The sequence below is a fragment of the Paraburkholderia sp. genome (genome assembly GCF_024281035.1).
Taxonomy (GTDB): Bacteria; Pseudomonadota; Gammaproteobacteria; order Burkholderiales; family Burkholderiaceae; genus Paraburkholderia.
Genome location: NZ_JAMXLH010000049.1, coordinates 102,385 through 124,712 on the forward strand (window position 1 = coordinate 102,385; position 22,328 = coordinate 124,712).

20 protein-coding genes are annotated in these 22,328 nt (G+C 64.2%); 14 read left to right on the forward strand and 6 right to left on the reverse strand.

The window, feature by feature from the left end; all coding sequences use genetic code 11:
- Positions 1-458 precede the first annotated feature (458 nt).
- The gene (locus tag Q0L30_RS16080; protein ID WP_296658249.1) at positions 459-1,238 is read left to right on the forward strand and encodes a DUF2968 domain-containing protein; all 780 of its coding nucleotides are present in this window, start codon (positions 459-461) and stop codon (positions 1,236-1,238) included.
- 395 nt (positions 1,239-1,633) lie between these two features.
- Here Q0L30_RS16080 and Q0L30_RS16085 read toward each other — a convergent pair whose 3' ends face one another.
- A complete protein-coding gene (locus Q0L30_RS16085) occupies positions 1,634-1,816 on the reverse strand; it encodes a hypothetical protein (RefSeq protein ID WP_296658251.1) in 183 nt (60 codons plus the stop codon).
- A gap of 227 nt (positions 1,817-2,043) precedes the next feature.
- Complete coding sequence (hfq, locus tag Q0L30_RS16090) at positions 2,044-2,496, reverse strand: RNA chaperone Hfq (protein ID WP_296658252.1); 453 nt, start codon at positions 2,494-2,496, stop codon at positions 2,044-2,046.
- A 152-nt stretch (positions 2,497-2,648) separates the two neighbouring features.
- Here hfq and Q0L30_RS16095 point away from each other — a divergent pair, with 152 nt between their 5' ends.
- From Q0L30_RS16095 to Q0L30_RS16120, 6 genes are all read left to right on the forward strand, one after another.
- Complete coding sequence (locus Q0L30_RS16095) at positions 2,649-2,804, forward strand: hypothetical protein (RefSeq protein WP_296658255.1); 156 nt, start codon at positions 2,649-2,651, stop codon at positions 2,802-2,804.
- A gap of 346 nt (positions 2,805-3,150) precedes the next feature.
- A complete protein-coding gene (locus Q0L30_RS16100; RefSeq protein ID WP_296658257.1) occupies positions 3,151-3,291 on the forward strand; it encodes a hypothetical protein in 141 nt (46 codons plus the stop codon).
- 12 nt (positions 3,292-3,303) lie between these two features.
- Entirely contained in the window at positions 3,304-3,843 is a 540-nt protein-coding gene (locus Q0L30_RS16105; protein ID WP_296658261.1) for a sigma-70 family RNA polymerase sigma factor, read from the forward strand.
- Complete coding sequence (locus tag Q0L30_RS16110) at positions 3,840-4,748, forward strand: anti-sigma factor (RefSeq protein WP_296658263.1); 909 nt, start codon at positions 3,840-3,842, stop codon at positions 4,746-4,748. The genes Q0L30_RS16105 and Q0L30_RS16110 overlap by 4 nt, the downstream gene beginning before the upstream one ends.
- Before the next feature lie 11 nt (positions 4,749-4,759).
- A complete protein-coding gene (locus tag Q0L30_RS16115; protein ID WP_296658339.1) occupies positions 4,760-6,361 on the forward strand; it encodes an FAD-binding oxidoreductase in 1,602 nt (533 codons plus the stop codon).
- Between the two features lie 13 nt (positions 6,362-6,374).
- Positions 6,375-6,752 (forward strand): hypothetical protein, encoded by a 378-nt coding sequence (locus Q0L30_RS16120; protein ID WP_296658265.1) that lies wholly within the window; start codon positions 6,375-6,377, stop codon positions 6,750-6,752.
- A 27-nt stretch (positions 6,753-6,779) separates the two neighbouring features.
- Here Q0L30_RS16120 and Q0L30_RS16125 read toward each other — a convergent pair whose 3' ends face one another.
- From Q0L30_RS16125 to Q0L30_RS16135, 3 genes are all read right to left on the reverse strand, one after another.
- Complete coding sequence (locus Q0L30_RS16125) at positions 6,780-7,703, reverse strand: DUF1571 domain-containing protein (protein WP_296658267.1); 924 nt, start codon at positions 7,701-7,703, stop codon at positions 6,780-6,782.
- 101 nt (positions 7,704-7,804) lie between these two features.
- Positions 7,805-9,565, reverse strand: coding sequence for an AMP-binding protein (locus tag Q0L30_RS16130; RefSeq protein WP_296658270.1), 1,761 nt, complete (start codon positions 9,563-9,565; stop codon positions 7,805-7,807).
- Positions 9,566-9,841: 276 nt separating this feature from the next.
- Positions 9,842-11,059, reverse strand: coding sequence for an MFS transporter (locus Q0L30_RS16135; protein ID WP_296658272.1), 1,218 nt, complete (start codon positions 11,057-11,059; stop codon positions 9,842-9,844).
- A gap of 491 nt (positions 11,060-11,550) precedes the next feature.
- Between Q0L30_RS16135 and Q0L30_RS16140 the strand changes: the two genes are divergently transcribed.
- Entirely contained in the window at positions 11,551-12,324 is a 774-nt protein-coding gene (locus tag Q0L30_RS16140) for an SDR family oxidoreductase (protein ID WP_296658275.1), read from the forward strand.
- Positions 12,325-12,425: 101 nt separating this feature from the next.
- Entirely contained in the window at positions 12,426-14,150 is a 1,725-nt protein-coding gene (locus Q0L30_RS16145; RefSeq protein ID WP_296658278.1) for a long-chain fatty acid--CoA ligase, read from the forward strand.
- Positions 14,151-14,300: 150 nt separating this feature from the next.
- On the opposite strand, the gene Q0L30_RS16150 is transcribed toward Q0L30_RS16145, so the two are convergent.
- Positions 14,301-14,690 carry a hypothetical protein gene (locus Q0L30_RS16150; RefSeq protein WP_296658280.1) on the reverse strand — a complete coding sequence of 130 codons (390 nt, stop codon included), beginning with the start codon at positions 14,688-14,690 and terminating at the stop codon, positions 14,301-14,303.
- Between the two features lie 242 nt (positions 14,691-14,932).
- Here Q0L30_RS16150 and Q0L30_RS16155 point away from each other — a divergent pair, with 242 nt between their 5' ends.
- From Q0L30_RS16155 to Q0L30_RS16175, 5 genes are all read left to right on the forward strand, one after another.
- Positions 14,933-15,652: a GntR family transcriptional regulator gene (locus tag Q0L30_RS16155; RefSeq protein WP_296658340.1), complete on the forward strand. Its 720-nt coding sequence runs from the start codon at positions 14,933-14,935 to the stop codon at positions 15,650-15,652.
- 241 nt (positions 15,653-15,893) lie between these two features.
- Positions 15,894-17,642, forward strand: a complete 1,749-nt coding sequence (gene oxc / locus Q0L30_RS16160; RefSeq protein WP_296658281.1) for an oxalyl-CoA decarboxylase — start codon at positions 15,894-15,896, stop codon at positions 17,640-17,642.
- Between the two features lie 31 nt (positions 17,643-17,673).
- Positions 17,674-18,924 carry a formyl-CoA transferase gene (gene frc / locus Q0L30_RS16165; protein WP_296658284.1) on the forward strand — a complete coding sequence of 417 codons (1,251 nt, stop codon included), beginning with the start codon at positions 17,674-17,676 and terminating at the stop codon, positions 18,922-18,924.
- Between the two features lie 423 nt (positions 18,925-19,347).
- Positions 19,348-20,910, forward strand: coding sequence for a Re/Si-specific NAD(P)(+) transhydrogenase subunit alpha (locus Q0L30_RS16170; protein ID WP_296658286.1), 1,563 nt, complete (start codon positions 19,348-19,350; stop codon positions 20,908-20,910).
- Between the two features lie 9 nt (positions 20,911-20,919).
- A complete protein-coding gene (locus tag Q0L30_RS16175; RefSeq protein WP_296658289.1) occupies positions 20,920-22,314 on the forward strand; it encodes an NAD(P)(+) transhydrogenase (Re/Si-specific) subunit beta in 1,395 nt (464 codons plus the stop codon).
- Positions 22,315-22,328: the final 14 nt, after the last annotated feature.

Sequence of the window (22,328 nt, forward strand, 5' to 3'; positions counted from 1 at the left end):
GATCCCGTTCTATCGCCATATGGGCACACCTATGCGGGCAGTACGTCACTTCAGTGCATCCTGAACTCGCGATTTCCGTAGTCAACGCCGCTCAACGGCATCTCAGCGGGGCGTGCAGACCGGCGTGATGGCCGTGCAAGCGGCAGTAAGCCTTGCGACGGCTCAAGGCGAGTCCATACTCGCGCCCGGCAGCGTAGGGTTCCTGGTGCAAACTGGCATCGCGAAGTTGTGTGTCGGGCATGTAGGCGCGATGCGTCGCCTCCGCTGCCGTATACCAGACCCGCTACGGGCGCAAATGCCGGCGCAAAGATAAGTCACGATTTCCCGGTATCAGGCGAAAAGTGTTGCGGGAAAAGTAGTGAAAGCAGCAATTTTGCGATGAGAAGCCCGAAACCGGGGAAAGTGAGTAATAATTAGGCCGTTTTGCCAAAACTAGAACTGTTCAAAGCAGGAACTACATGAACTACGACCGGAGAGTTCGAAACGCGGCACTGGCAGTCATGGTGCTAATCGGGGGTACGCAAGCGGGCTGCGCGCAGTCTGCATTGCAATCCGCTGGGCCGACCACCCAGCAAACAACGCAGGGTATTGAAGCGTCTAACGCTGAATCTGCCGCGTCGGCGGCCCAGCCTGCCGCGGTTATCGCGGCGTCGGCGCCTCAGGCGACTGTGGCGGCATCGGTAGCGCCGGGCCAGACGGATGTGCTGACGCCAGATGAGGCGCAGCAGAACGCGGCCGGTAACGTGGCCGAGCTTCAGAAGATGATCGGCGCGTCGCAGCTTAATGAGCTTCGCACGACCTATAACGGTGCGTACGGCGCGAGCCTGCTGTTTTACGGCAAGGAAATGACGTACTACGTCGCACTGTTCCAGAACAAGACGTTCTGGCGCGTCATCAAGACGAGCGACGAAACGCGCGCCGAAGCGATCTACCGCGATTTCGCGGCAAAGACCCAGCAGCTTTCGGAAGTCGAGATTCGCCGCATCCGCCTCGAAGCGCAGAAGGCATTCACCGATCGCATGATTGCGCTGACCCAGGAGCACGCAAGCAGGCTGCAAGCCGACCTCACGGTCGCGCGTCAGCAGCAGGCGCTCGTGGCCGACCAGCAGAAACAGTCGCGCGAGCAGGCGACTGCGCTGCAGGCTCAGAAGACGGCGGCGCAAGATCAGCTGCGCTCGGTGCAGCGCCAGGTGCGCGAACTGCAGCGTCAGGTCGAAGGCGGCTTGCCGACGCAATAAGTGTCGTGCCGCTGCGGTTTGCGGCGGCATGAATCTTTCGCGATCAAAGGGCGGACGGGCGTCCCGGACGTACCGCCGCCTTTGCGTTCGCTCGCCTGCGCGGCGATGCTTCGGCACGCCGGTTCGCCGTGAGACATTTCTTTCATGGGGCCGCCACGTTCGGCGGCTTCGTGTCCCTTCGCGCGCTGTGATTTAGCCGCCGCGCGCGTCTGGCTTTTCTCGCTCGCGCCCATCAGCCGCCAACATCGTTCGTTGTTGGATGCGCGACTGGCGCCGCGACCCACCCTCACAGACTGCCGACATAGCCTCTTGAGCGGTGCAGCGGCCCGGCTGCGCGCGCCGCGATCATCTGCGTGCGATTTTTGCCGTGCGCGCTGCCGCGCGCATCGCACAACTCAATGTCTGGCGCCGTGGGCGGTGGTGCCCGCGCGCCTTCCTCGCTTCACCGCGTGGTGATGCTCGGGCTTGCTTGGGGTCGGCTTGACCGCGATCGGATCGCTCGCCGGAAAGGTTTCTTCCAGCGCTTCGTCGAGCGGATCTGCAGGTGACCGCATGGGGGTTTTCTTCGACGCACTCATGATGTTCTCCGTGGCAGGACGTGCGTGTCCCAGCATATCCCAACGGATAAAACCCTGAATGCAGGCGGGTTTCGGGCGGCACCTGCGGTGCTGCCCGAAAGCAATGGAAGTGGCAAAAGAGGCGCTATGTGCGGCAGACGCGCCGCTGCGTACCGGCGCGGCGACCGCATCGGGTCGCCGGTTTCCGGTTGAAAACGCGTGCGCGGCGATGCGCGCGGTGATACCGCTCAGACGTTGCCGGAGTCGCCGCCGCCATTATTGCCGGTGCCGTAGAGCCGGCGTCGGCGCGTGACGACCACCGGGCCGTCCTGCGGCGGACGATCGCCTGACGGGGCGGGAGCGTTCCACGATTCCTGCGATTCGCGCGGCTCTCTCGGTTCGCGGGGCTCGCGCGGTCCATGGCTGCCATGGACGCCGCGGCTCGTGTGCTCGCCGGCATGCGCCGGTCGCGCCGGACGCGGGCCCGGCCGCGTGCCGGTGTCGAGCTGGATCGTGGAGATGGCGCGCTTGTAGATGCCTTGCAGGCCGACAGGCGTGCGCAGCATCACGAGGTACTGATCGAACGACTCGATGCATCCGGTCAGGCGAATGCCGTTGACCAGATAGATTTCGACGCGCTTACGTTCCTTGCGCGCGGCGTTCATGAAGTCGTTTTGAGGATGCGATTCTGCGGAAGGCATGGACGAAATATGACCTGGCGGCTCGATGCCGCATTCAGTTGAAAACGTTTGCTCGCCGGGATTCTACCTTGTGGCGGCGGGATTCGCGTGCGTGAGCACGCGCTACTGCAGCACTATACCGGCTCGGCGCCGGATCGGCAGAGTGGCGGGTCGTGCTCATCGTTGCTTCCCTCGGCGGCGGCAAGGTTGCGGGCGGGGTCAGCTTCGTGCCCGAGGCGTCTTCGGCGTCCGCTACATTGCATCCGCGCCTGAAATCTGCGAAGACACCCGTGATGACACCAGCGACGGCATTCACGCCCGATCTGTGACAGTGCGCCGCATTTGCGGCGTACGCTCACAGCGTAGTGCAAAGCGGCGGCCCGTGCGCAACTGATTCTCGTCGATTGCCGACACTTTGCTTTCGCTTTACAGCGGCAGTCATTCTCGCGTCTCGCGCCCCATTCGTTATGTGCGGCGCCTCACATGCAGCATGCACGCGACTGCACACGATATACAGTCAAAAAACAGCCGGAAACAACGTACACAACGGGAATAAAGGGAATAACGGGGACTTTCGGCGCGTTTATCCGTGTGTCGGCACTTGCGTCGCGCATCGTGCGCTTCGCAAGGTATCCGGGGCAACACGGCAAGGCGCGTCCTGCGAAGGAGGTGACGATGAAGCGGTTTCGCAAGCTACTGGTGTTCCTGATGCTGGTCGCTGTTTCCGGGACAGGGCTGGCCGCGTGCAGCGACATGAATACGAGCGGTAGCTCGTCGTCGGGAAGTGCGGGCAGCAGCTCGGGCAGCGGTTACTGACGGGCGGACGGGGTGCCGCGCCATCCGTCCAGGGAGTTCGAGGCGCAAGTGGTGGCGCAGCTCGCGCCACTGCGGCGCTATGCGCGCTCGCTGACGGGCGACGCAGCCTGGGCCGACGATCTCGTGCAGGATGCGGCCGAGCGCGCGCTCTCGCACTGGAATTCGTTTCGGCCGGACAGCAATCTGCGCGCCTGGCTGCTGACGATCCTGCGTCACATTTATATCGACCAGTTGCGCGGCCGCCGCGAGATTACGGTCGACGACGAAAGCGCGCCGTGGCGCACGCTCGAAGCGCCGCACGGCGAGGTCGACGGGCTCGATCTGCGCGACCTGCAGCGCGCGCTCTATCTGCTGCCCGCCGCACAGCGCGAGGTGCTGTTGCTCGTGTGTGTCGAGGAACTGAGCTACCAGGAAGCGTCGGCCGTGCTCGGCGTGCCGTCCGGCACCGTGATGTCGCGCCTGTCGCGCGCGCGCGAACATCTGCGGGTGCTGCTCGGCCAGGATCCCGCGCGGCGCACTGCATCGCTCAGGGTGGTGGGGACTACGCGATGAATCACGACGACCTCGAACGCGATCGGGAGCGCCTGCTGGCCGCAGCAGCCGATGGCGGCGCGCCCGAAACGGATCTCGCAACGCTTTCGGCGTACGTGGACGGCGAACTGTCGTCTGACGAACGGGCCGCGCTGCATGCACGAATTACGGACGATCCGCTCGCCGCAAACCGCGTTGGCGCGTATTTCGCCCAGAAATCGGCGTTGCAGGCGCTCTGCCGCGCAAGCGCTGCGGACCCGACGCCGGCTTCCTGGCTCGTGCTGCGGCCACGCAATCCGTGGTGGTGGAGCTTCGGCATGGCCGCCGCCTGGTGCGCCGCGGGTGCGGGCATCGCGCTCGCTGCCGCCGCATTTGTTCCGCGCGGCGGGGCAAACGCGGTGGTTACCGGGTCAAGCGCCGGATCGGGTGCGGAAGCGGACAGCGCACGCGCGGGCGGCTTCGTCACGCCCGCCGATCCCGATGCCTTCGCGCGCCATGCGGACGTCGCCTACGCCGTCTATACGCCCGAGCAACGCCATCCGGTCGAAGTCGGTGCGGCCGATGAGACGCATCTGGTCGCGTGGCTGTCGAAGCGGCTCGGCAAGCCGCTCTCGGTGCCGTCGCTGAGCGAATATGGCTATGCACTCGTCGGCGGACGGCTGCTGCCGGGCACCACGGGACCGGCTGCGCAGTTCATGTACGAGAACGACGCGGGCGAGCGGCTCACGCTGTACGTCGGCGCATCCGGCAAGGACAGCGGCGCGGTGCGCCTGCTGCGCGACGGCAATCGCCGCACGTTCTACTGGACCACCGACCGCATGGGCTACGCGCTATCCGGCCCGCCCACGGAAGGCAAGCTGCAGGCCATCGCGTACGAACTCTGCGGCGCGCTGGGCGGCAAGCCCTCGCAGTGGGGACGGTGGTGACGGGCGGCGCGATGCGGGACGCCGCGCGCATCTTGCCGCCGGGCATGAGCGAGGCGCACTTCGAGCGCGCGCTGGCGGCGTTCGAGTCGATCGTCGGCACACCCAATGTGTGCCGGGGCGGCGCGGCGCTCGAACCGTATCTCGATCCCTTTGTGCCGGTTGCCAATCCGCGCGCGTTCGCGCCGTCGGCGGCGCTGTTGCCCGCCGACGTCGACGAAGTCCGCGCGATCCTGCGCGTCGCGAACGAGACGCGCGTGCCTCTGTGGACCGTGTCGACGGGCCGCAACTTCGCCTATGGCGGTGCGGCGCCGCGTCTGTCCGGATCGGTCGTGCTGGACCTGCAGCGCCTGAAACGCATTCTCGCCGTCGACGAGCGGCTCGCCTACGCGCTCGTCGAACCCGGCGTGAGCTACTTCGATCTGTACGCCCATCTGCGCGACGGCGGCTACCGCCTGTGGGTCGATCCGCCCGCCGCCGGGTGGGGCAGCGTGACCGGCAACACGCTCGAACGCGGCTTCGGCACGACACCCTACGGCGATCACGCCGCGACGCTGTGCGGCATCGAGGTCGTGCTCGCGAACGGCGACATCGTGCGCACCGGCATGGGCGCGATCGAAACCGGCACCGCATGGCAGCTTTACCGGCATGGCTACGGCCCCGGATTCGATGCGCTTTTCACGCAGTCGAACTACGGCGTCGTCACGAAACTGGGCGTATGGCTGATGCCCGCGCCGCCGGCGTATCTGCTCGGCGAGGTGCAGGTTCCCGACGAAGCGGATCTCGCCGTGCTTGTCGATACCCTGCGCCCGCTGCAGCTCGATGGGACGATTCGCAATCATGCTGCGATCGAAGGCGTGATCCGGCGCGCGGCGGGCATCGCGCCGCGTACGCGCTGGTTCGACGGCGACGGGCCGATGCCGGAGGCTGCCGTGAGCGCGATGCAGCGCGATCTCGGCGTGGGCCGCTGGAATCTGCACTTCGGTCTGTACGGCACGCCCGAAGTCATCGATGCGCAGCGGCGCGTGGTCGAGCGCGCGTTTGCAGCGGCGCCGCACGCGCGCATCGCCGCGACGCGCTACTTGGCGGACGACGTAGCAGGCGACGGGCCGCAAGGCGGTGCGGACCGCAACCTCGTGGGCATTCCGACGATGACCGCGTTTCGCATGCTCGACTGGCGCGGCGGTTTGGGCGCGCATGTGGATTTCTCTCCGCTGTGTCCCGCCGATGGGCGCGATGCGATGCGCCAGTACACGCTCGTGAAGACGCGCGCGGCCGAATACGGTTTCGATTACTACGGCGGCTTCACGGCGGCGGGGCGCTGTTTGCATCACATCTTCGCGGCGATCTTCGCGCGCGAGCGGCGCAACGATGCCGAACGTGCGGGCGATCTGCTGCGCGCGCTGATGAGCGACGCGCGCGCGGCGGGCTATGGCGTGTACCGCTCGCATCTGCTGTACATGGACTTCGCCGCTGCGCAATACGGCTTCAACGACGGCGCGTTGCTGCGTCTCGCGGAAACCCTCAAGGACGCGCTCGATCCGCACGGCGTGTTGTCGCCGGGCAAGCAAGGCGTGTGGCCGGCGGTGTGGCGGCACGAGCGCGGCTACACGTAAGCGGGAGGCTGCGATGGACCGGCGGACATTTCTGTGCGAGACGGGCGGCGCGCTCTTCGCCGCCGCGTGCGATATCGCGCCCGCGCGCGGTGTGCGAGTTGCGTTCACGGGCGAAAGCGCGCGCGCGTGTGCGCTTTCGTGTATCGCGCTCTTCGATCCCGCGCTCGCGCAAGGCAGGGCGCTTGCGCAATACGCTGCGCGCACAGGCATCGAGGCGTGGCCCGCTGACGACGACATCGGCGTGCTCTGGCATGCGCGCCTCGCCTCCCGCGCCGAACGCGCCCAACACGCCGGAGCGCACACGCGCATGATTGCCGCGCTGCGGCCCTCCGACCAGTTCGTGCTGACGCGTCTCGCAGCGCCGAGCGGCGCTGTCGTGTTGATGTGCTGACGTGCTGACGTGCTGATGTGCTTACGATCAGCGCCACGCCTGAAAGCGATAGTCCGGATTCTTCGAATCGAACGTGAGCGCGTCGAAGGACTTCGGCTCGATGTGCTCGAAGACGATCTCTTCGAACGGCCTGCCGTCGCTGTCGTACGACTGCGCCAAGCGGAACCACGGATGCCGTAAATCCAGCCCGAGCGTTTCCTTGCTCGCGTAGCCGCTGTTCTCGCCGGGCGGCGCATCCCAGGTGAACGCGACCACACGCACGCCGTCCACCGTCTTCACGCTGATTTGCGCGGGCCGCACGAGCCCCGCTTGCTCAAGGCGCGCGTCCTCATCGACAAAGCGGTGCGCGATGTACTCGGTGCCGAGATCGGTCAGCAGATGGCGCGATTGCGCATGGGCGAACACGCCGTCGAGTTGCGTCCAGAGCGACACCCTGTGAAAGAGGCCGCCCGGATGGCCGTACATGGCGTCAGTGCGGCGCGCGGCGTCGTAGAGCACTTCCTGGCCCGCGTGCGCGCCGTCGGGGAGCCAGCGCGCGTAGATCCGCAGCGGCGCGTGCGCAAGCCGCACGAGCATGTGGTCGGGTTCGGCGGGCCAGCGGCCGTGGATGCGCTCCTTGCGCCGCAGCACGAACTCGCACGAGGCATAGCCGTTCGGGCCTGCCTCGATGTAGCGCGGCAGCGCGCGCGGATCGAGCGAGGCGAAAAGCGCGACGAGTTGCGCGTCGTCGAGCGTGGCGAGTCCTCCGTCCTGCGCGGCATGTTGCAGCCAGCGGACCTGATCGTCTAGCGGCAGACGCCCGACGTCCGCGGACCGTTCGTCGCCGGGCGATGCGAGCGCGCGCGCGTCGGCGTCCACGGCTGCAGACGGCGCACGCGCGACGGCGCAGGGAAGCACGAGCGCGGCGCAGAGGGTCAGGAGACAGGCAGACGGCGTTGTGCGAAACCTCATCGGCGCACGCTCCATGAATTCGTCGATCCGTTGCGGCGCGCACTCACCGGGAACCTGCGCGGGAAGCCACGATGAAGCTGCGCCGACACGGCATCAACGAATCAGGCCGGCGCTTTCTTCCCGGCGGCTTCGTCGCGCAGCGCGCGCCGCAGGATCTTGCCGATGTTCGATTGCGGCAGCGCATCGCGGAACTCGACGATGCGCGGCACCTTGTAGCCCGTGAGCTGCTCGCGGCAGAACTGGATCAGCGCGTCCTCGGTGAGCGTCGGGTCGCGGCGCACGACGAACACCTTCACGCGTTCGCCCTGCACCGGATCGGGCACGCCGATCGCCGCCACTTCGCGCACGCCCGGATGCGAGGCGATCACGTCCTCGATCTCGTTCGGGTACACATTGAAACCCGACACGATGATCAAGTCCTTCTTGCGGTCGACGAGCCGCACGTAGCCCTGTGCGTCCATCACGCCGATGTCGCCGGTTGCGAGCCAGCCGTCGGCGTCGAGGACCTTGGCGGTCTCGTCGGGGCGGTTCCAGTAGCCTTGCATGACCTGCGGGCCCTTCACGCAGAGCTCGCCAGCCTCGCCGATGTTCGCCCACGTGCCGTCGTCCCGGCGAAAGCGCACCTGCGTCGACGGCGCGGGCAGGCCGATCATCCCGTCGAAGTCGTGCTGGTGGCCGATATCGACGGGATTGAGCGTCACGATCGGCGAGCATTCGGTGAGGCCGTAGCCTTCGATAATCGGCTGGCCGGTCACGGCCTTGAAGCGCTCGGCGACGGCGCGCTGCGTCGCCATCCCGCCCGCCATCGCGAGCTTGAGGCCCGAGAAGTCGCGCTGGCGGAATTCCTCGTTATCGAGCAGCGCGCTGTAAAGCGTATTCACCGCCGAGATGCAGCTGAACTTCTCATGCCGGATCGTCTTCATCACGCGTTTGATGTCGCGCGGATTCGCGATCAGGATGTTGCGGCCGCCGAGCGCCATGAACACCATCGCGTTCACGGTCAGCGAATAGATGTGATAGAGCGGCAGCGGCGTGAGCACGGTTTCCTGATCGGCGTCGAGCTGGCCCGCCGTCCACACCTTCGCCTGCACGAGATTGGCGACGAGATTGCCGTGCGTGAGCATCGCGCCTTTCGCGACACCCGTCGTGCCGCCCGTGTATTGCAGGAACGCGAGATCGCCGCTCTTGACGTTGACGGGCGCGACGGGGTGCCGTGCGCCTTGTGCGAGCGCGTCGAGGAGTTTGACCGCATGCGGCAGCCGGTACGCAGGAACGAGTTTCTTGACGTGCCGCAGCATGAAGTTGATAAAGCGGCCCTTCAGGTTGAAGCCTTCGCCGAGCAGATCGCCGAGCCCCGTCACGACGATGTTCTTGACGCGCGTGCCGGGCAATGCGTCTTCGAGCGTTTTCGCGAAATTTTCGAACACGACGATGGTTTGCGCGCCGCTGTCCTGCAACTGGTGCGTGAGTTCGCGCGCGGTGTAGAGCGGATTCACGTTGACCACGATGGCGCCGGCCTTCAGCGCGCCGAACAGCGCGACCGGATATTGCAGCGTGTTGGGCAGCATGATGGCGACGCGCTCGCCCGGCTTGACGCCTGCGCCTTGTAACCACGATGCGAACGCGGCGGCCTTGCGCGCGAGTGCGGCATAGGTCATCGGCGAACCGGCGCTCACGTAGGCCACGCGTTGGCCGTAGCGTGCGGTGCAGTCATCGAAGAATTGCGTGAGCGAGGCGTAGCTGTGCACGTCGATTTCACGCGGGACGTCTGCGGGATACGACGCGTACCAGACGCCGTCGGTGTCCGGCGCGGGTTGCGCGGCGCCGCCGGTGGTCGAGGGCGGGCAGGGCAGATCGGTCATGAGGTCTCTCCGGGCGTCGTTTGAGTAGTTGTTGCGTTCATCGTGCATGGAGCGTGGTGCGAATGGCCGCAAGCCAACGGCGAGCAGCAAGCCGCAGTGAGCATCAGCGAGCAGGGAGCCGTGCGGCAGCCATTCGTCAGTCCGAATCGTGCCATGCCGCGGCGCGGCGCGAAAGCGTACGGAACGTCACGCGCAAACGAAAAAACCGCGCGGGCGTGAACCCGCGCGGTCTCGTGTTGCGATGCGGCGGCGCGTGGCCGCAGTGCGTATGCGCGATCAGACAGCCGACACTTGCTTTGCAGACTGCGTCATGTCGATGCCGCGGCGCTCGCGGCTGAAGAGAATCATCACGGCGATGATGACCGCCACCGTGCCGGCCACGACCGCCATCGCAAGGCCGTAGTTGTCGTCATGCGAGACGGCGAACGACGCCTGCATCGTCGCGTTGACCGAGGCGAACAGGTTGCCGAGCTGATAGACGAGGCCCGGGAACGTCGCGCGGACTTCGTCGGGCGAGATCTCGTTCAGATGCACCGGAATCACGCCCCACGCACCTTGCACGGAGATCTGCATCAGGAACGCGCCCATGGCGAGCAGCACCGGCCCGCTCGAGAAGGCCCACAGCGGCAGCACCGGCAGCGCGATGAGCGCGGAGATGAAGATTGCCTTGCGGCGGCCGATCTTCTCGGAGAGCGAACCGAAGAACAGACCGCCGCAGATCGCGCCGATGTTCAGCACGATGGTGATGACCGAGACGGTATGCGGATCGAAGTGATGCTGTTCGCGCAGGAACGTCGGATACATATCCTGCGTGCCGTGCGAGAAGAAGTTGAAGCAGGTCATCAGCACGATCGCATAGATCGAAAGGCCGAAATTGTGCTTGAGCGTCGTGAGCAGGCTCGGACGCGGGCGCTTTTCCATTTCCTTCCACGCCGGGGATTCCGGCACGTTACGGCGGATATAGAGCACCAGCAGCGCCGGCACGACGCCGATGAAGAACATGCCGCGCCAGCCGACGTATTGATAGAACACGCCGAACACGATCGAGGCGAGCAGGAAGCCGCTCGGATAGCCGGCCTGCAGGAGGCCCGAAACGATGCCGCGCGATTTCGGCGGAATGGTTTCCATCGTGAGCGCGGAGCCGACGCCCCATTCGCCGCCCATCGCGACGCCGAAGAGCGAGCGCAGGACGAGGAAGGTCGTGAGATTCGGCGAGAAGCCCGAGAGCATGCCGAGCACCGAATACAACGCGATGTTGAGCATCAGCGTCGGGCGGCGACCGTATTTGTCGGCGAGGCGTCCGAATATCAGCGCGCCGAGCGGGCGCATGGCCAGCGTGAGCGTAATGGCGAATGCGACTTCAGGGATTTTGACGTTGAATGCCGTGGCGATATCTTTCAGGACGAATACGGTCAGAAAGAAATCGAAAGCGTCAAGTGTCCAGCCTAGATAGGCGGCGATCGTGACGTGCTTCTGTTCACGCGTCCAGCTCATTGATTGTTCTCCTGATATTGCTGCGCTGCGCCGTCTGTCGCGGCGAGGTCTTGTGTGGTCCGGTACGCGCCAGCCGGTGGACCTGGCGGGAGTGTACGCCAGGCATTAAACATCCGCACCAATGTTGCGACAACCTCGGACTAATCCCTGGGGTCATTTGTCGCAACTGAAAGCTATTTGTGTTAATGGAAAGAAAAACGTAATTTATAAAATATCGATTTTCTGCGCATATTTATCTGTCGGGTTAACTCGGGTTAACTCGGATTAACGATTCAGTGACGGATTTCAATCGCGCAACGGTTCGTCTTTTCAACGCGATACCTCCGTGATCCCTTTGCGCATTTCAAATGAACGACCGTGCTTTCCTTATTTACCTCAGCGGAAGGCGTCGCTAGAATCGGTCGCCATCGTCGGTGATCCGGCGATGCCGGGTCTGTCAAACGTATCGGCTGCGCCGCGCACCGGCCAGCCCAGATCAAGGAGGAGCAAGCATGCAGGTCAGGGACATGTTCGAACTGGGCGGGCAGGTGGCGCTCATCACCGGCGGCTCGCGCGGCCTCGGGCTGCAGATGGCCGAGGCGCTGGGCGAGATGGGGTGCCGCGTCGTGATCACGGCGCGCAAGGCCGACGAGCTCGCACAGGCGCAGCGTCACTTGCAGGAGCGCGGCATCGAGGCGATGACTGTCGTCACCGACCTCCAGCGCGCAGAGAGCATCGCGCCGCTCGTCGACGAAACGCTGGCGGCATGCGGGAAGATCGATATCCTCGTGAACAATGCGGGCGCGACGTGGGGCGCACCGGCCGAGGACTATCCCGACGAGGCGTGGCACAAGGTCATGAACCTGAACATCAACGCGCCGTTTTTCCTCGCGCGCGAAGTCGGCAAACGCTGCATGATTGAGCGCAAGCGCGGCAAGATCATCAACATCGCATCGGTTGCAGGCCTCAAAGCGTCGCCCGGCCCGATGCAGACCATCGCGTACAACACGTCGAAGGCCGCGGCGATCCACTTCACGCGTGCGCTCGCAGCCGAATGGGGCAAGTACGGCATCAACGTCAACGCGATCTGCCCGGGCTTCTTCCCGTCGAAGATGTCGGCGGGCCTGCTCGACAAGCTCGGCGAGTCCGTGATCGAACGCACGCCGCTGCACCGCCTCGGCGACGACGACGATCTCAAGGGCGTCGTCGTGTTTCTCGCGAGCGCCGCTTCGCGTCATATCACCGGCCAGTACCTGGCTGTCGACGGCGGCGCGAGCGTCGTCTGAGTTTCATCACGGCCTGCATGCGCCGCCTCATGCGCGGCGCATGCACGGATGGCATGACATGCGTGCCGCAGCGGCGCGCATCCAACGAGACGGAAACCGCCATGTCCACGTCAGAACTGTCACAGTCCGCTTCTCAACCCGCGGCGCCCGCGAGATCTGCGCAGCCTTCGCCGCACTGGCCGTCGCATCTGTCGCCGCATCTGACGATTCCGGCCACGAACCTGTTCTATAACGCCGAAGTGTCGGCGGCGCGCTTTCCCGACAAACCGTATATCTACTTCTACGACACGCCTGTCACGTTCGCGCAGTTCAAGGACGAGGCCGAGCGCGTCGCAGGTTATCTGCAGCAGCACTGCGGCGTGAAAGCGGGCGACCGCGTGCTGCTCTACATGCAGAACAGCCCGCAGTGGATCATTGCGTATTACGGCATCCTGCGCGCCAACGCCGTGGTCGTGCCCGTGAATCCGATGAATCTCACCGAGGAACTCGCGCATTACGTCGAGGATAGCGGCGCGACGACCGCTTTTGTCGCGCAGGATCTTTACGCGCGGATCGCGCCGCACGTGCGCGAGGATGAGGGCGAGGGTCTGCATCATCTGCTGGTCGCGACCTATTCCGATTACCTCAAGCGCGAGCCTTCGTCGCCGCCGCCGGAGTTCGTGAGCGCGCCGCGTCATGTTGCCGGGCCGGGTGTCGTCCACTGGGCCGACGTGCTCAATGCGCGCTGCGCTCCGGGCGCGTTGAGCGCCGGTCCGGACGACCTGTGCGTGATGCCTTATACGTCGGGCACGACGGGCAAGCCGAAGGGATGCATGCATACGCATCGCAGCGTGATGAGCACGGCGGTGGGCGGTTGCAACTGGTTCGGCAGCAACCAGGATGCCGTGCAGCTTTCGGTGCTGCCGCTCTTCCACGTGACCGGCATGCAGGGCGGCATGAACAGCCCGCTCTACAACGGCTCGACCATCGTCATCCTGCCGCGCTGGGATCGCGATGCCGCCGCGCGCGCGATCGAGCACTATCGCATCAACGGATGGCAGGCGATTTCGACGATGGTGGTCGATTTCATTTCGAATCCGCGCATCGACGAATACGATCTGTCGAGTCTCGCGTGGATGCGCGGCGGCGGCGCGACGATGCCCGATGCGGTGGTGAAGAAACTGCGCGATCTCACGGGGCTGGAGTTCGTCGAGGGCTACGGCATGTCCGAGACGATGGCGGCCACGCACATCAATCCGCCGCAGCGTCCGAAGCCGCAGTGTCTCGGCATTCCGGTATTCGACGTGGATGCGCGCGTGGTCGATCCGATCACGCTCGAAGAATTGCCTGCCGGCGAATCGGGCGAACTCATCATGCACGGGCCGCAGGTGATGCAGGGTTACTGGCGCAATCCGCAGGCGACGCGCGACGCTTTCATCGAACGCGACGGCAAGCGCTTCCTGCGCACGGGCGACCTCGTGCGGCGCGATGAGGAAGGCTATTACTTCATGACCGACCGTCTGAAGCGGATGATCAACGCGTCGGGCTACAAGGTGTGGCCGGCCGAAGTCGAAGCCTTGATGTACCGTCATCCGGCGATCAAGGAAGTGTGCGTGATCGGCACGCTGGACGAACGCCGCGGCGAAACGGTGAAAGCCTGTGTGGTGCTCGATCCGAAGCAGCAAGGCAGCGTGAGCGAGGACGACATCGTCGCGTGGGCGCACGCCAACATGGCGGCCTACAAGGCGCCGCGCATCGTGCAGTTCGTCGACACGCTGCCGAAGTCGGGCAGCGGCAAGATCCTGTGGCGCAAGCTTCAGGAAGACGAGGCGCAAGCGCGCGGCTGATTTTCTCGGCGCAAATGGCCTACGGTGATTCGGCGCGCCCGGCGCGCGCCGAATCGCCAGCCGAGGCCGCAGCGCTCACGCTTGCGGCCTCGGAATCTTCTGCACTCCAATTCGCTACAACTCCGCGCCGTTTTGAATCCCTCACGGGCATCAGGCACCGGCAAGCGCCGGCACGCCCGCGCCCGGATCGCGCCAGTCTTCTTCCCAATGCGCCCGCGTGGCGGGCAGCTCCCTCGACAGTCCGTGTTGCACGACGCGCTCCGGAAACCATTCGCCCGGAACCTGCGCGCGCTTGAGCGCGAGAATCGCTTCGCACAGGAAGTCGATGCTGTAGGCATTGAGCAGGTGCGGGTGATGCGCTTCGATATAGGCCGCGACGCGCGCGTGCTCGCCATCGATCGATGCAAGCGAGTAGAGCGTTTGCGCGTCCCAGCGAAACCGCAGGCCCAGTTCCGCGAATGCCGAATTGAATGCGCCGAGATGCGCGTCCAGTTGGCGGTCGTGTTCGATGCCGTGCCGGTTGGCTTGTGAATGGCTCATTGCAGTCTCCTCAATGTCGGATCGGATGAGCCAAGCGTAGAAGCGGCGATGAATAAACGATAGTTAAAGTTTTTTGCTTTTTGTATAAGGCATTGTTTATTGATTGTTTGAAATGAAGCGCTTTGTGTGCGGCGTGAGCGTAAACCCCGGCTGGGTTGTTCGCTGACGTCTGATATATTGTATTGAAAATGTGGAATGTCCAGAGTAGAGCCGGCAAATCAGAACGTTGGAGACAAACACCGATGTCCGCCGATAGACAAGCCGATGCTGGGATCGCCCAGCTCACCTTGACGCTCGAACCCATCAACGCCACCGTCTCGCTGCGCGATCAAGCCTATGCAAAGCTGAAACAGGCCATCGCGGAGACCGACATCTACCGCTCGCGAGACGAAATCCGGATCGATGAAAAAGAGCTGACCGAGAAGCTGGGCGTGAGCCGAACGCCGGTGCGCGAGGCGATGACGCTGCTGGAGCAGGAGGGTTTTCTGCGCACGGTGCCGAGACGCGGCGTCTACATCCTGCGCAAGACGCGTAAAGAAGTCGTCGAGATGATCTATATGTGGGCCGCGCTCGAAAGCATGGCGGCGAGACTCGCGAGCGAGCGCGCCTCCGACGGCGATATCGCCCGCCTGCGGCGCATGTTCGCCGACTTCAGCGATGCGATGCCGGCCGACCACATCGAGGAGTATTCGGAGAAGAACATCATGTTCCACCAGTCGCTGGTGGAATTGTCCAAGTCGCCCATCATCGTCGAGACCATCAAGAACATCTTCATGCATGTGCGTGCGATCCGGCGCATGACGATCGCGCAGAGCGACCGCGCAGAGCGCTCGATCGTGGACCATATGCGGATCATCGAGGCGCTCGAACAACGCGATACGGCGCGCGTCGAGCAACTGGTACGTCAGCATTCGATCGAGCTTGCCCTGTTCGTTGAAGCCAATTGTGATTTTCTCGACTGAGCGCGTCGGTCTATAAGTTTTGCGTCTGAATTACAGCGTCGAGCATTCTAATAATTGATATGTAGTGCGTATTTATTTGTGGTTTTCAGTATCGCCAGGACGTGCTTCTTTGCTGATGCACATCGGCCCGGTATTTATCGCAATGCAGCAGTATGGGGCCGGGAAAAAACGTCTTGACTAATATTGTGTGTGGAATATTGTATATCACAGTTACGTAACGCCCCGCCAAAGAGGAGACGTCATGGCAGAAGCAGGCATTAACCAGGCGCAAAACAGCCCAGCGCCCGAAGCTCAGCAAACCACCGACGGTTTTCATCTCGTCATCGACGCGCTGAAGCTGAACGATATCGACACGATCTTCGGGCTGGTCGGTATTCCCATTACCGATCTCGCTCGCCTAGCCCAGGCCGAGGGCATGCGCTTCATCGGCTTCCGGCATGAGCAGAACGCCGGCAACGCCGCCGCTGTCGCCGGTTTCATGACGAAAAAACCCGGTATCTGCCTGACGGTTTCCGCGCCGGGCTTTCTGAACGGCCTTACCGCGCTCGCGAACGCCACGACGAATTGCTTCCCGATGATTCTGATTAGCGGATCGAGCGAGCGCGAGATCGTCGACTTGCAGCAGGGCGACTACGAGGAGATGGACCAGCTCAACGCGGCGAAGCCCTACGCGAAGGCCGCGTATCGCGTGCTGCACGCGGAGGACATCGGCATCGGCGTGGCGCGCGCGATCCGCGCGGCCGTATCGGGTCGACCGGGCGGCGTTTATCTCGATCTTCCGGCCAAGCTGCTCGCACAGACGTTGGACGCCGTTAGGGCCAGGCAATCGCTCGTGAAGGTGATCGATGCCGCGCCGCGCCAGATCCCGGCGCCCGATTCGGTCAAGCGCGCACTCGACGTGCTCAAGGGCGCGAAGCGCCCGCTGATCCTGCTCGGCAAGGGCGCGGCCTACGCGCAAGCCGATGCGCAGATCCGCGCGCTCGTCGAGAAGACCGGTATTCCGTATCTGCCGATGTCGATGGCCAAGGGGCTCTTGCCCGACACGCACGAGCAGTCGGCGTCGGCCGCGCGTTCGTTCGTGCTCGCCGAAGCCGATGTCGTATTGCTGATCGGCGCGCGCCTGAACTGGCTGCTCTCGCACGGCAAGGGCAAGACATGGGGCGCCGCGAACGGGCCGAAGCAGTTCGTCCAGATCGACATCGCGCCCACCGAGATCGACAGCAACGTCGCGATCGAAGCACCGGTGATCGGCGATATCGGCTCGTGCGTCGAGGCGCTGCTCGAAGGCATCGGCGAGCACTTCCCGCAGCCCGGCGCCGAATGGCTCGAAGCCGTGGCGGACCGCAAGAACAAGAACCTCGCGAAGATGGCGGCCACGCTCGACAAGAGTCCGACGCCGATGAACTTCCACAGCGCACTGCGCGCGATTCGCGACGTGCTGAAGACGCGACCGGACATCAACGTCGTCAACGAAGGCGCGAATACGCTCGACTACGCCCGCAGCATCATCGACATGTATGAGCCGCGCAAGCGCTTCGACTCGGGCACGTGGGGAATCATGGGCATCGGCATGGGCTTCGCAATCGGCGCAGCGGTGACGAGCGGGACACAGGTCGTCGCGATCGAAGGCGACAGTGCTTTCGGTTTCAGCGGCATGGAACTCGAAACTATCTGCCGCTACAACTTGCCGGTCTGCACCATCGTCTTCAACAACAACGGCGTGTATCGCGGCACGGACGTGAACATGGGCGGCGGCGCCGATACGGCGCCCACCGCGTTCGTGAAGAACGCGCGCTACGACAGGATGATGGAAGCGTTCGGCGGCATCGGTCATCAGGCCAGCACGCCTGAGGAGCTGACCGCTGCGCTGCTCGAAGCGATCGCATCGGGCAAGCCCACCTTGATCAACGCTGTTATCGACGAAGCGGCCGGCACGGAGAGCGGCCGTCTCACGAATCTGAATCCGCAAAGCGCGGCAATGAAAAAATAAATTCAATCGATCGGAAAACAGGAGATACGCAATGAGCAAACCCCTCGACGGCATCAAGATCATCGACTTCACGCACGTACAGGCCGGGCCTGCCTGCACGCAGATGCTCGCATGGTTCGGCGCGGACGTGATCAAGGTGGAGCGTCCGGGTGCGGGCGACGTTACGCGCAACCAGTTACGCGACATCCCGAACGTCGATGCGCTTTACTTCACGATGCTCAACAGCAACAAGCGCTCGCTGACGCTCGACACGAAGAAGCCCGAAGGTAAAGAAGTGCTTGAAAAGCTGATCCGCGAATCGGACGTGATGGTCGAGAATTTCGGCCCGGGCGCACTCGATCGCATGGGTTTTACGTGGGAGCGCATCAAGGAGCTGAATCCGAAGATGATCGTTGCTTCGGTCAAGGGCTTCAGCGAGGGCCATCATTACGGCGACCTGAAGGTCTATGAGAACGTTGCGCAGTGCGCGGGCGGCGCGGCTTCGACGACGGGCTTCTGGGACGGCCCGCCGACGGTGAGCGCAGCCGCGCTCGGCGACAGCAACACCGGCATGCATCTGGCAATCGGCATTCTCACGGCGCTGATCTCGCGCGACAAGACCGGCAAGGGGCAGAAGGTGGCCGTCTCGATGCAGGACAGCGTGCTGAATCTGTGCCGCGTGAAGCTGCGTGACCAGCAGCGTCTCGAACGCATGGGCTTCCTCGAAGAGTATCCGCAGTATCCGCATGGCACGTTCGGCGAGGCGGTGCCGCGCGGCGGCAATGCGGGCGGCGGCGGCCAGCCGGGCTGGGTGCTCAAGTGCAAGGGCTGGGAAACCGATCCGAACGCGTACATTTACTTCACGGTTCAGGATCACGCATGGGAACCGATCTGCCGCGCGCTCGGCAAGCCGGAGTGGATCGAGCATCCGGACTACGCGACGCCGAAGGCTCGCCAGCCGCACATCTTCGAGATTTTCAAAACGATCGAGGCGTGGCTTGCCGACAAGACGAAGTTCGAAGCCGTCGACGTTCTTCGCACGTTCGACATTCCGTGCTCGCCGGTGTTGAGCATGAAAGAACTGGCGAACGATCCGTCGCTGCGTGCGAGCGGCACGATTGTCGAGGTGCCGCATAAGCAGCGCGGCTCGTATCTGACCGTCGGCAGCCCGATCAAATTTTCGGATCTCAAGCCGGAAATCAAGAGTTCGCCGCTGCTCGGCGAGCATACCGACGAAGTGCTGGCCGATCTTGGCTACACGCCGCAGCAGATCGCGACGCTACACGAAGTACGCGCAGTGTGATCGGGGGGGATCCGCGATAGAGGCGCCGGCACGGCGTGAGCCGTGCCGGCGCCTTCGATTTACGCCGGACAACCTGCTTGCCGCAAAATCCAACGCTTGCGGTACACACCGATTAACGACGACGTCCGGACTGATTGTCGCCGCTTCATATTGTTGCGGTCACAACGGTCACAGCGGTCAACGCACGGCACGTGGCGCAAGCCGCATTTCCAGGGCGCTGGGTGATCGATACGAGCGTGTACGCGCGAAGCGGCACGCATCGCCAGGTCGCGCCATTCGCAGCATTCCAACATCGAGCAGGAGACGTTTGATGAAGTCGCGGCTATGCATTCGGCACGCCACGCGCAACGGCGTGTGGCCGATCTGTTCTGTCTGCTGTTCCCTTGCCATTGCGATTCCGCTTGTCGGAGGTGCGATTTGGCAATGACCATTGCAGTGCCGCGCGAAACGCATCGAGGCGAGCGACGTGTGGCCGCGACGCCGGAAAGCGTCGCACATCTTATCAAGTTCGGATATGAAGTCGATGTCGAGACGGGCGCGGGTGCGCAGGCATCGTTCACCGACGAGGCCTATCGCCAGGCGGGCGCCCGGATCGTCGCCGATACACACGCGCTGTGGGCCGCCGCCGATATCGTGATCAAGGTGCGCCCGCCATCGGCTGACGAAGCGGGTCTACTCAAGCGCGATGCGACGCTCATCAGTTTTATCTGGCCCGCGCAAAACGCCGCGCTGCTCGATCTGCTGGCCGCACGCGGCGCGACTGTCCTCGCGATGGACTGCGTGCCGCGCATTTCGCGTGCGCAGAAGCTCGATGCATTGAGTTCGATGGCGAACATGGCGGGCTATCGTGCCGTGATCGAAGCGGCGCAGCACTTCGGGCGTCTTTTCACCGGGCAGATCACGGCGGCGGGGAAGATGCCGCCCGCGAAAGTGCTCGTGATCGGTGCGGGCGTCGCCGGGCTGGCGGCGATTGGCGCGGCGCGCGGGCTCGGTGCGGTCGTGCGCGCGTTCGACACGCGGCCGGAAGTGGGGCAACAGGTCGAGAGCATGGGCGCGGAGTTCCTCACCATCGATATCGATGAGGAGGGCGGCGGCGCGGGCGGCTACGCGAAGCAGATGAGCGCGAAATTCATCGAAGCGGAGATGGCGCTCTTCGAGGCACAGGCGCGCGAGGTCGACATCATCATCACGACCGCGCTCATTCCCGGCAAGGCAGCGCCGCTGCTCATCGACGCGCGCACGCTCGCGTGCATGCGCGCGGGAAGCGTGATTGTCGACATGGCGGCGGAGCAGGGCGGCAATTGCGAACTGACGCGCCCGGGCGAGGTGGTCAACGTGCACGGCGTGACGGTGATCGGCTATACGGATCTCGCGAGCCGCATGGCGAACCAGTCGAGCCAGCTTTACGCGACCAATGTGCGCCACCTGCTCGCGGACATTACGCCCGCGAAGGACGGTGAAGTGCAACTCGACATGGCCGATGTCGTGCAACGCGGTACGACCGTCATGCAGCGCGGCACGGTGTGCTGGCCGCCGCCCGCCGTAGAACCGTCGCCCACGCCTGCAAGCAACGCGGCGGCAAACACCGCGCCTGCGGCGGGCAAGGCGAGCAAGGCTGGCGATGGCGATAGTGCGCGTCGGCACGGCGCGTGGTCGCTCGTTGCGCTGATGGTTATCGCTTTGCTGCTGCTCGCACTCGGCGCGGTTGCCCCGGGTGCGTTCGTGGCGCACTTCACGGTGTTCGTGCTTGCGGTGTTCGTCGGCTATCAGGTGGTCTGGAACGTGACGCCTGCGCTGCATACGCCGTTGATGAGCGTGACCAATGCCATCAGCGGCATCATCGTGATCGGCGCACTGCTGCATCCGGGCGATGCCGGAATGATCGTGCGCGTGCTTTCGGGCATCGCACTCGTGGTGGCGACGATCAATATCGCGGGTGGATTTCTCGTCACCCAGCGCATGCTGAAAATGTTCCAGCGGACCTGAGGAGACGTCATGTTGAATGGAATCGGAAGCATGGCGTGGCTCGGCGCGGCGACGCTTTTTATCCTGAGCCTGCGCGGACTCAGTCATCCCGCGAGTGCGCGCCGCGGCAACATCTATGGCGTGGCAGGCATGCTGATCGCGGTGCTCGCCACGCTGCTCGTCACGCGCGGTGCGGGGCTGCAGATTGTGCTTGTCGCGGCGGTCGTGGGCGGCGCCATCGGCACCGTGCTCGCGAAGCGCGTAGCGATGACACAAATGCCGCAACTGGTGGCCGTGCTGCACAGCTTCGTCGGCCTGGCCGCGACGTTAATCAGCGTGTCGAATTATGTGGCTCGCGATACGCCGATGGTCGGTGTGGAGCGCGTGATTCACGACACCGAGATCTATGTGGGTGCATTCATCGGTACGGTGACCTTTAGCGGATCGATCATCGCGTTCCTGAAGTTGCAGGGGACGCTGAGCGGCAAGCCGCTCGTGCTGCCCGCACGGCATCTGCTGAACGCGGTCGTGTTCGGTGCGTGCGTCGTGCTCGGCTATCGCTTTGTCAGTGCGTCCGCAGGCGACGGCGGTCTTTACGCGCTGCTCGTCATGTGTGTGTTGGCGGCGGCGCTCGGCGTGCATCTGGTGATGGCGATCGGCGGTGCCGACATGCCGGTGGTGGTGTCGATGCTCAACAGCTATTCCGGCTGGGCCGCCGCCGCGACGGGCTTCATGCTCGACAACGATCTGCTCGTCACGACTGGCGCGCTGGTCGGATCGAGCGGCGCAATTCTCAGCTACATCATGTGCCGGGCGATGAATCGCAGCTTTGTCTCGGTGATACTGGGCGGCTTCGGTGCGAGTACTTCAACGGGGAGCGCCGCGCCGCAGGGCGAGGTGGTGCCGACGACCGTGGACGAAGTGGGCTCGCTGCTGCGCGACGCCGCCGAAGTCGTGATCGTGCCGGGCTATGGGATGGCGGTTGCGCAGGCGCAGGGCACGATCAGCGAGATTACGCGGCGTCTGCGTGCGGCGGGCGTGCGCGTGCGCTTTGCCATCCATCCGGTTGCAGGGCGTCTGCCGGGACACATGAACGTGCTGTTGGCCGAGGCGAAGGTGCCATACGACATCGTGCTGGAAATGGACGAGATCAACGACGAGTTTACGGAAACCGATGTCGTTCTCGTCATTGGCGCGAACGATATCGTGAATCCGGGCGCGCAGGAAGATGCGTCGAGTCCGATCGCAGGTATGCCGGTGCTCGAAGTGTGGAAGGCGCGCACTGTGGTTGTGTCGAAGCGCAGTATGGCGACCGGTTACGCCGGCGTCGACAATCCGCTGTTCTACAAGGACAACACGCGGATGCTGTTCGGCGATGCAAAGGGCAGTGTGGATGCGCTGTTGAGGCAGCTTGAAGCGGCTTGAAGCAGCGTAAGCCT

What these genes read in the sequence shown, in the direction of transcription:
- Q0L30_RS16155 (WP_296658340.1), top strand. Translation starts at nt 14,933, where the DNA reads ATGTCCGCCGATAGACAAGCCGATGCTGGGATCGCCCAGCTCACCTTG.
- oxc (WP_296658281.1), top strand. Translation starts at nt 15,894, where the DNA reads ATGGCAGAAGCAGGCATTAACCAGGCGCAAAACAGCCCAGCGCCCGAA.
- Q0L30_RS16085 (WP_296658251.1), bottom strand. Translation starts at nt 1,816, where the DNA reads ATGAGTGCGTCGAAGAAAACCCCCATGCGGTCACCTGCAGATCCGCTC.
- Q0L30_RS16080 (WP_296658249.1), top strand. Translation starts at nt 459, where the DNA reads ATGAACTACGACCGGAGAGTTCGAAACGCGGCACTGGCAGTCATGGTG.
- Q0L30_RS16110 (WP_296658263.1), top strand. Translation starts at nt 3,840, where the DNA reads ATGAATCACGACGACCTCGAACGCGATCGGGAGCGCCTGCTGGCCGCA.
- Q0L30_RS16150 (WP_296658280.1), bottom strand. Translation starts at nt 14,690, where the DNA reads ATGAGCCATTCACAAGCCAACCGGCACGGCATCGAACACGACCGCCAA.
- Q0L30_RS16145 (WP_296658278.1), top strand. Translation starts at nt 12,426, where the DNA reads ATGTCCACGTCAGAACTGTCACAGTCCGCTTCTCAACCCGCGGCGCCC.
- Q0L30_RS16115 (WP_296658339.1), top strand. Translation starts at nt 4,760, where the DNA reads ATGCGGGACGCCGCGCGCATCTTGCCGCCGGGCATGAGCGAGGCGCAC.
- Q0L30_RS16135 (WP_296658272.1), bottom strand. Translation starts at nt 11,059, where the DNA reads ATGAGCTGGACGCGTGAACAGAAGCACGTCACGATCGCCGCCTATCTA.
- Q0L30_RS16100 (WP_296658257.1), top strand. Translation starts at nt 3,151, where the DNA reads ATGAAGCGGTTTCGCAAGCTACTGGTGTTCCTGATGCTGGTCGCTGTT.
- Q0L30_RS16120 (WP_296658265.1), top strand. Translation starts at nt 6,375, where the DNA reads ATGGACCGGCGGACATTTCTGTGCGAGACGGGCGGCGCGCTCTTCGCC.
- Q0L30_RS16140 (WP_296658275.1), top strand. Translation starts at nt 11,551, where the DNA reads ATGCAGGTCAGGGACATGTTCGAACTGGGCGGGCAGGTGGCGCTCATC.
- hfq (WP_296658252.1), bottom strand. Translation starts at nt 2,496, where the DNA reads ATGCCTTCCGCAGAATCGCATCCTCAAAACGACTTCATGAACGCCGCG.
- frc (WP_296658284.1), top strand. Translation starts at nt 17,674, where the DNA reads ATGAGCAAACCCCTCGACGGCATCAAGATCATCGACTTCACGCACGTA.
- Q0L30_RS16170 (WP_296658286.1), top strand. Translation starts at nt 19,348, where the DNA reads ATGACCATTGCAGTGCCGCGCGAAACGCATCGAGGCGAGCGACGTGTG.
- Q0L30_RS16125 (WP_296658267.1), bottom strand. Translation starts at nt 7,703, where the DNA reads ATGAGGTTTCGCACAACGCCGTCTGCCTGTCTCCTGACCCTCTGCGCC.
- Q0L30_RS16130 (WP_296658270.1), bottom strand. Translation starts at nt 9,565, where the DNA reads ATGACCGATCTGCCCTGCCCGCCCTCGACCACCGGCGGCGCCGCGCAA.
- Q0L30_RS16175 (WP_296658289.1), top strand. Translation starts at nt 20,920, where the DNA reads ATGTTGAATGGAATCGGAAGCATGGCGTGGCTCGGCGCGGCGACGCTT.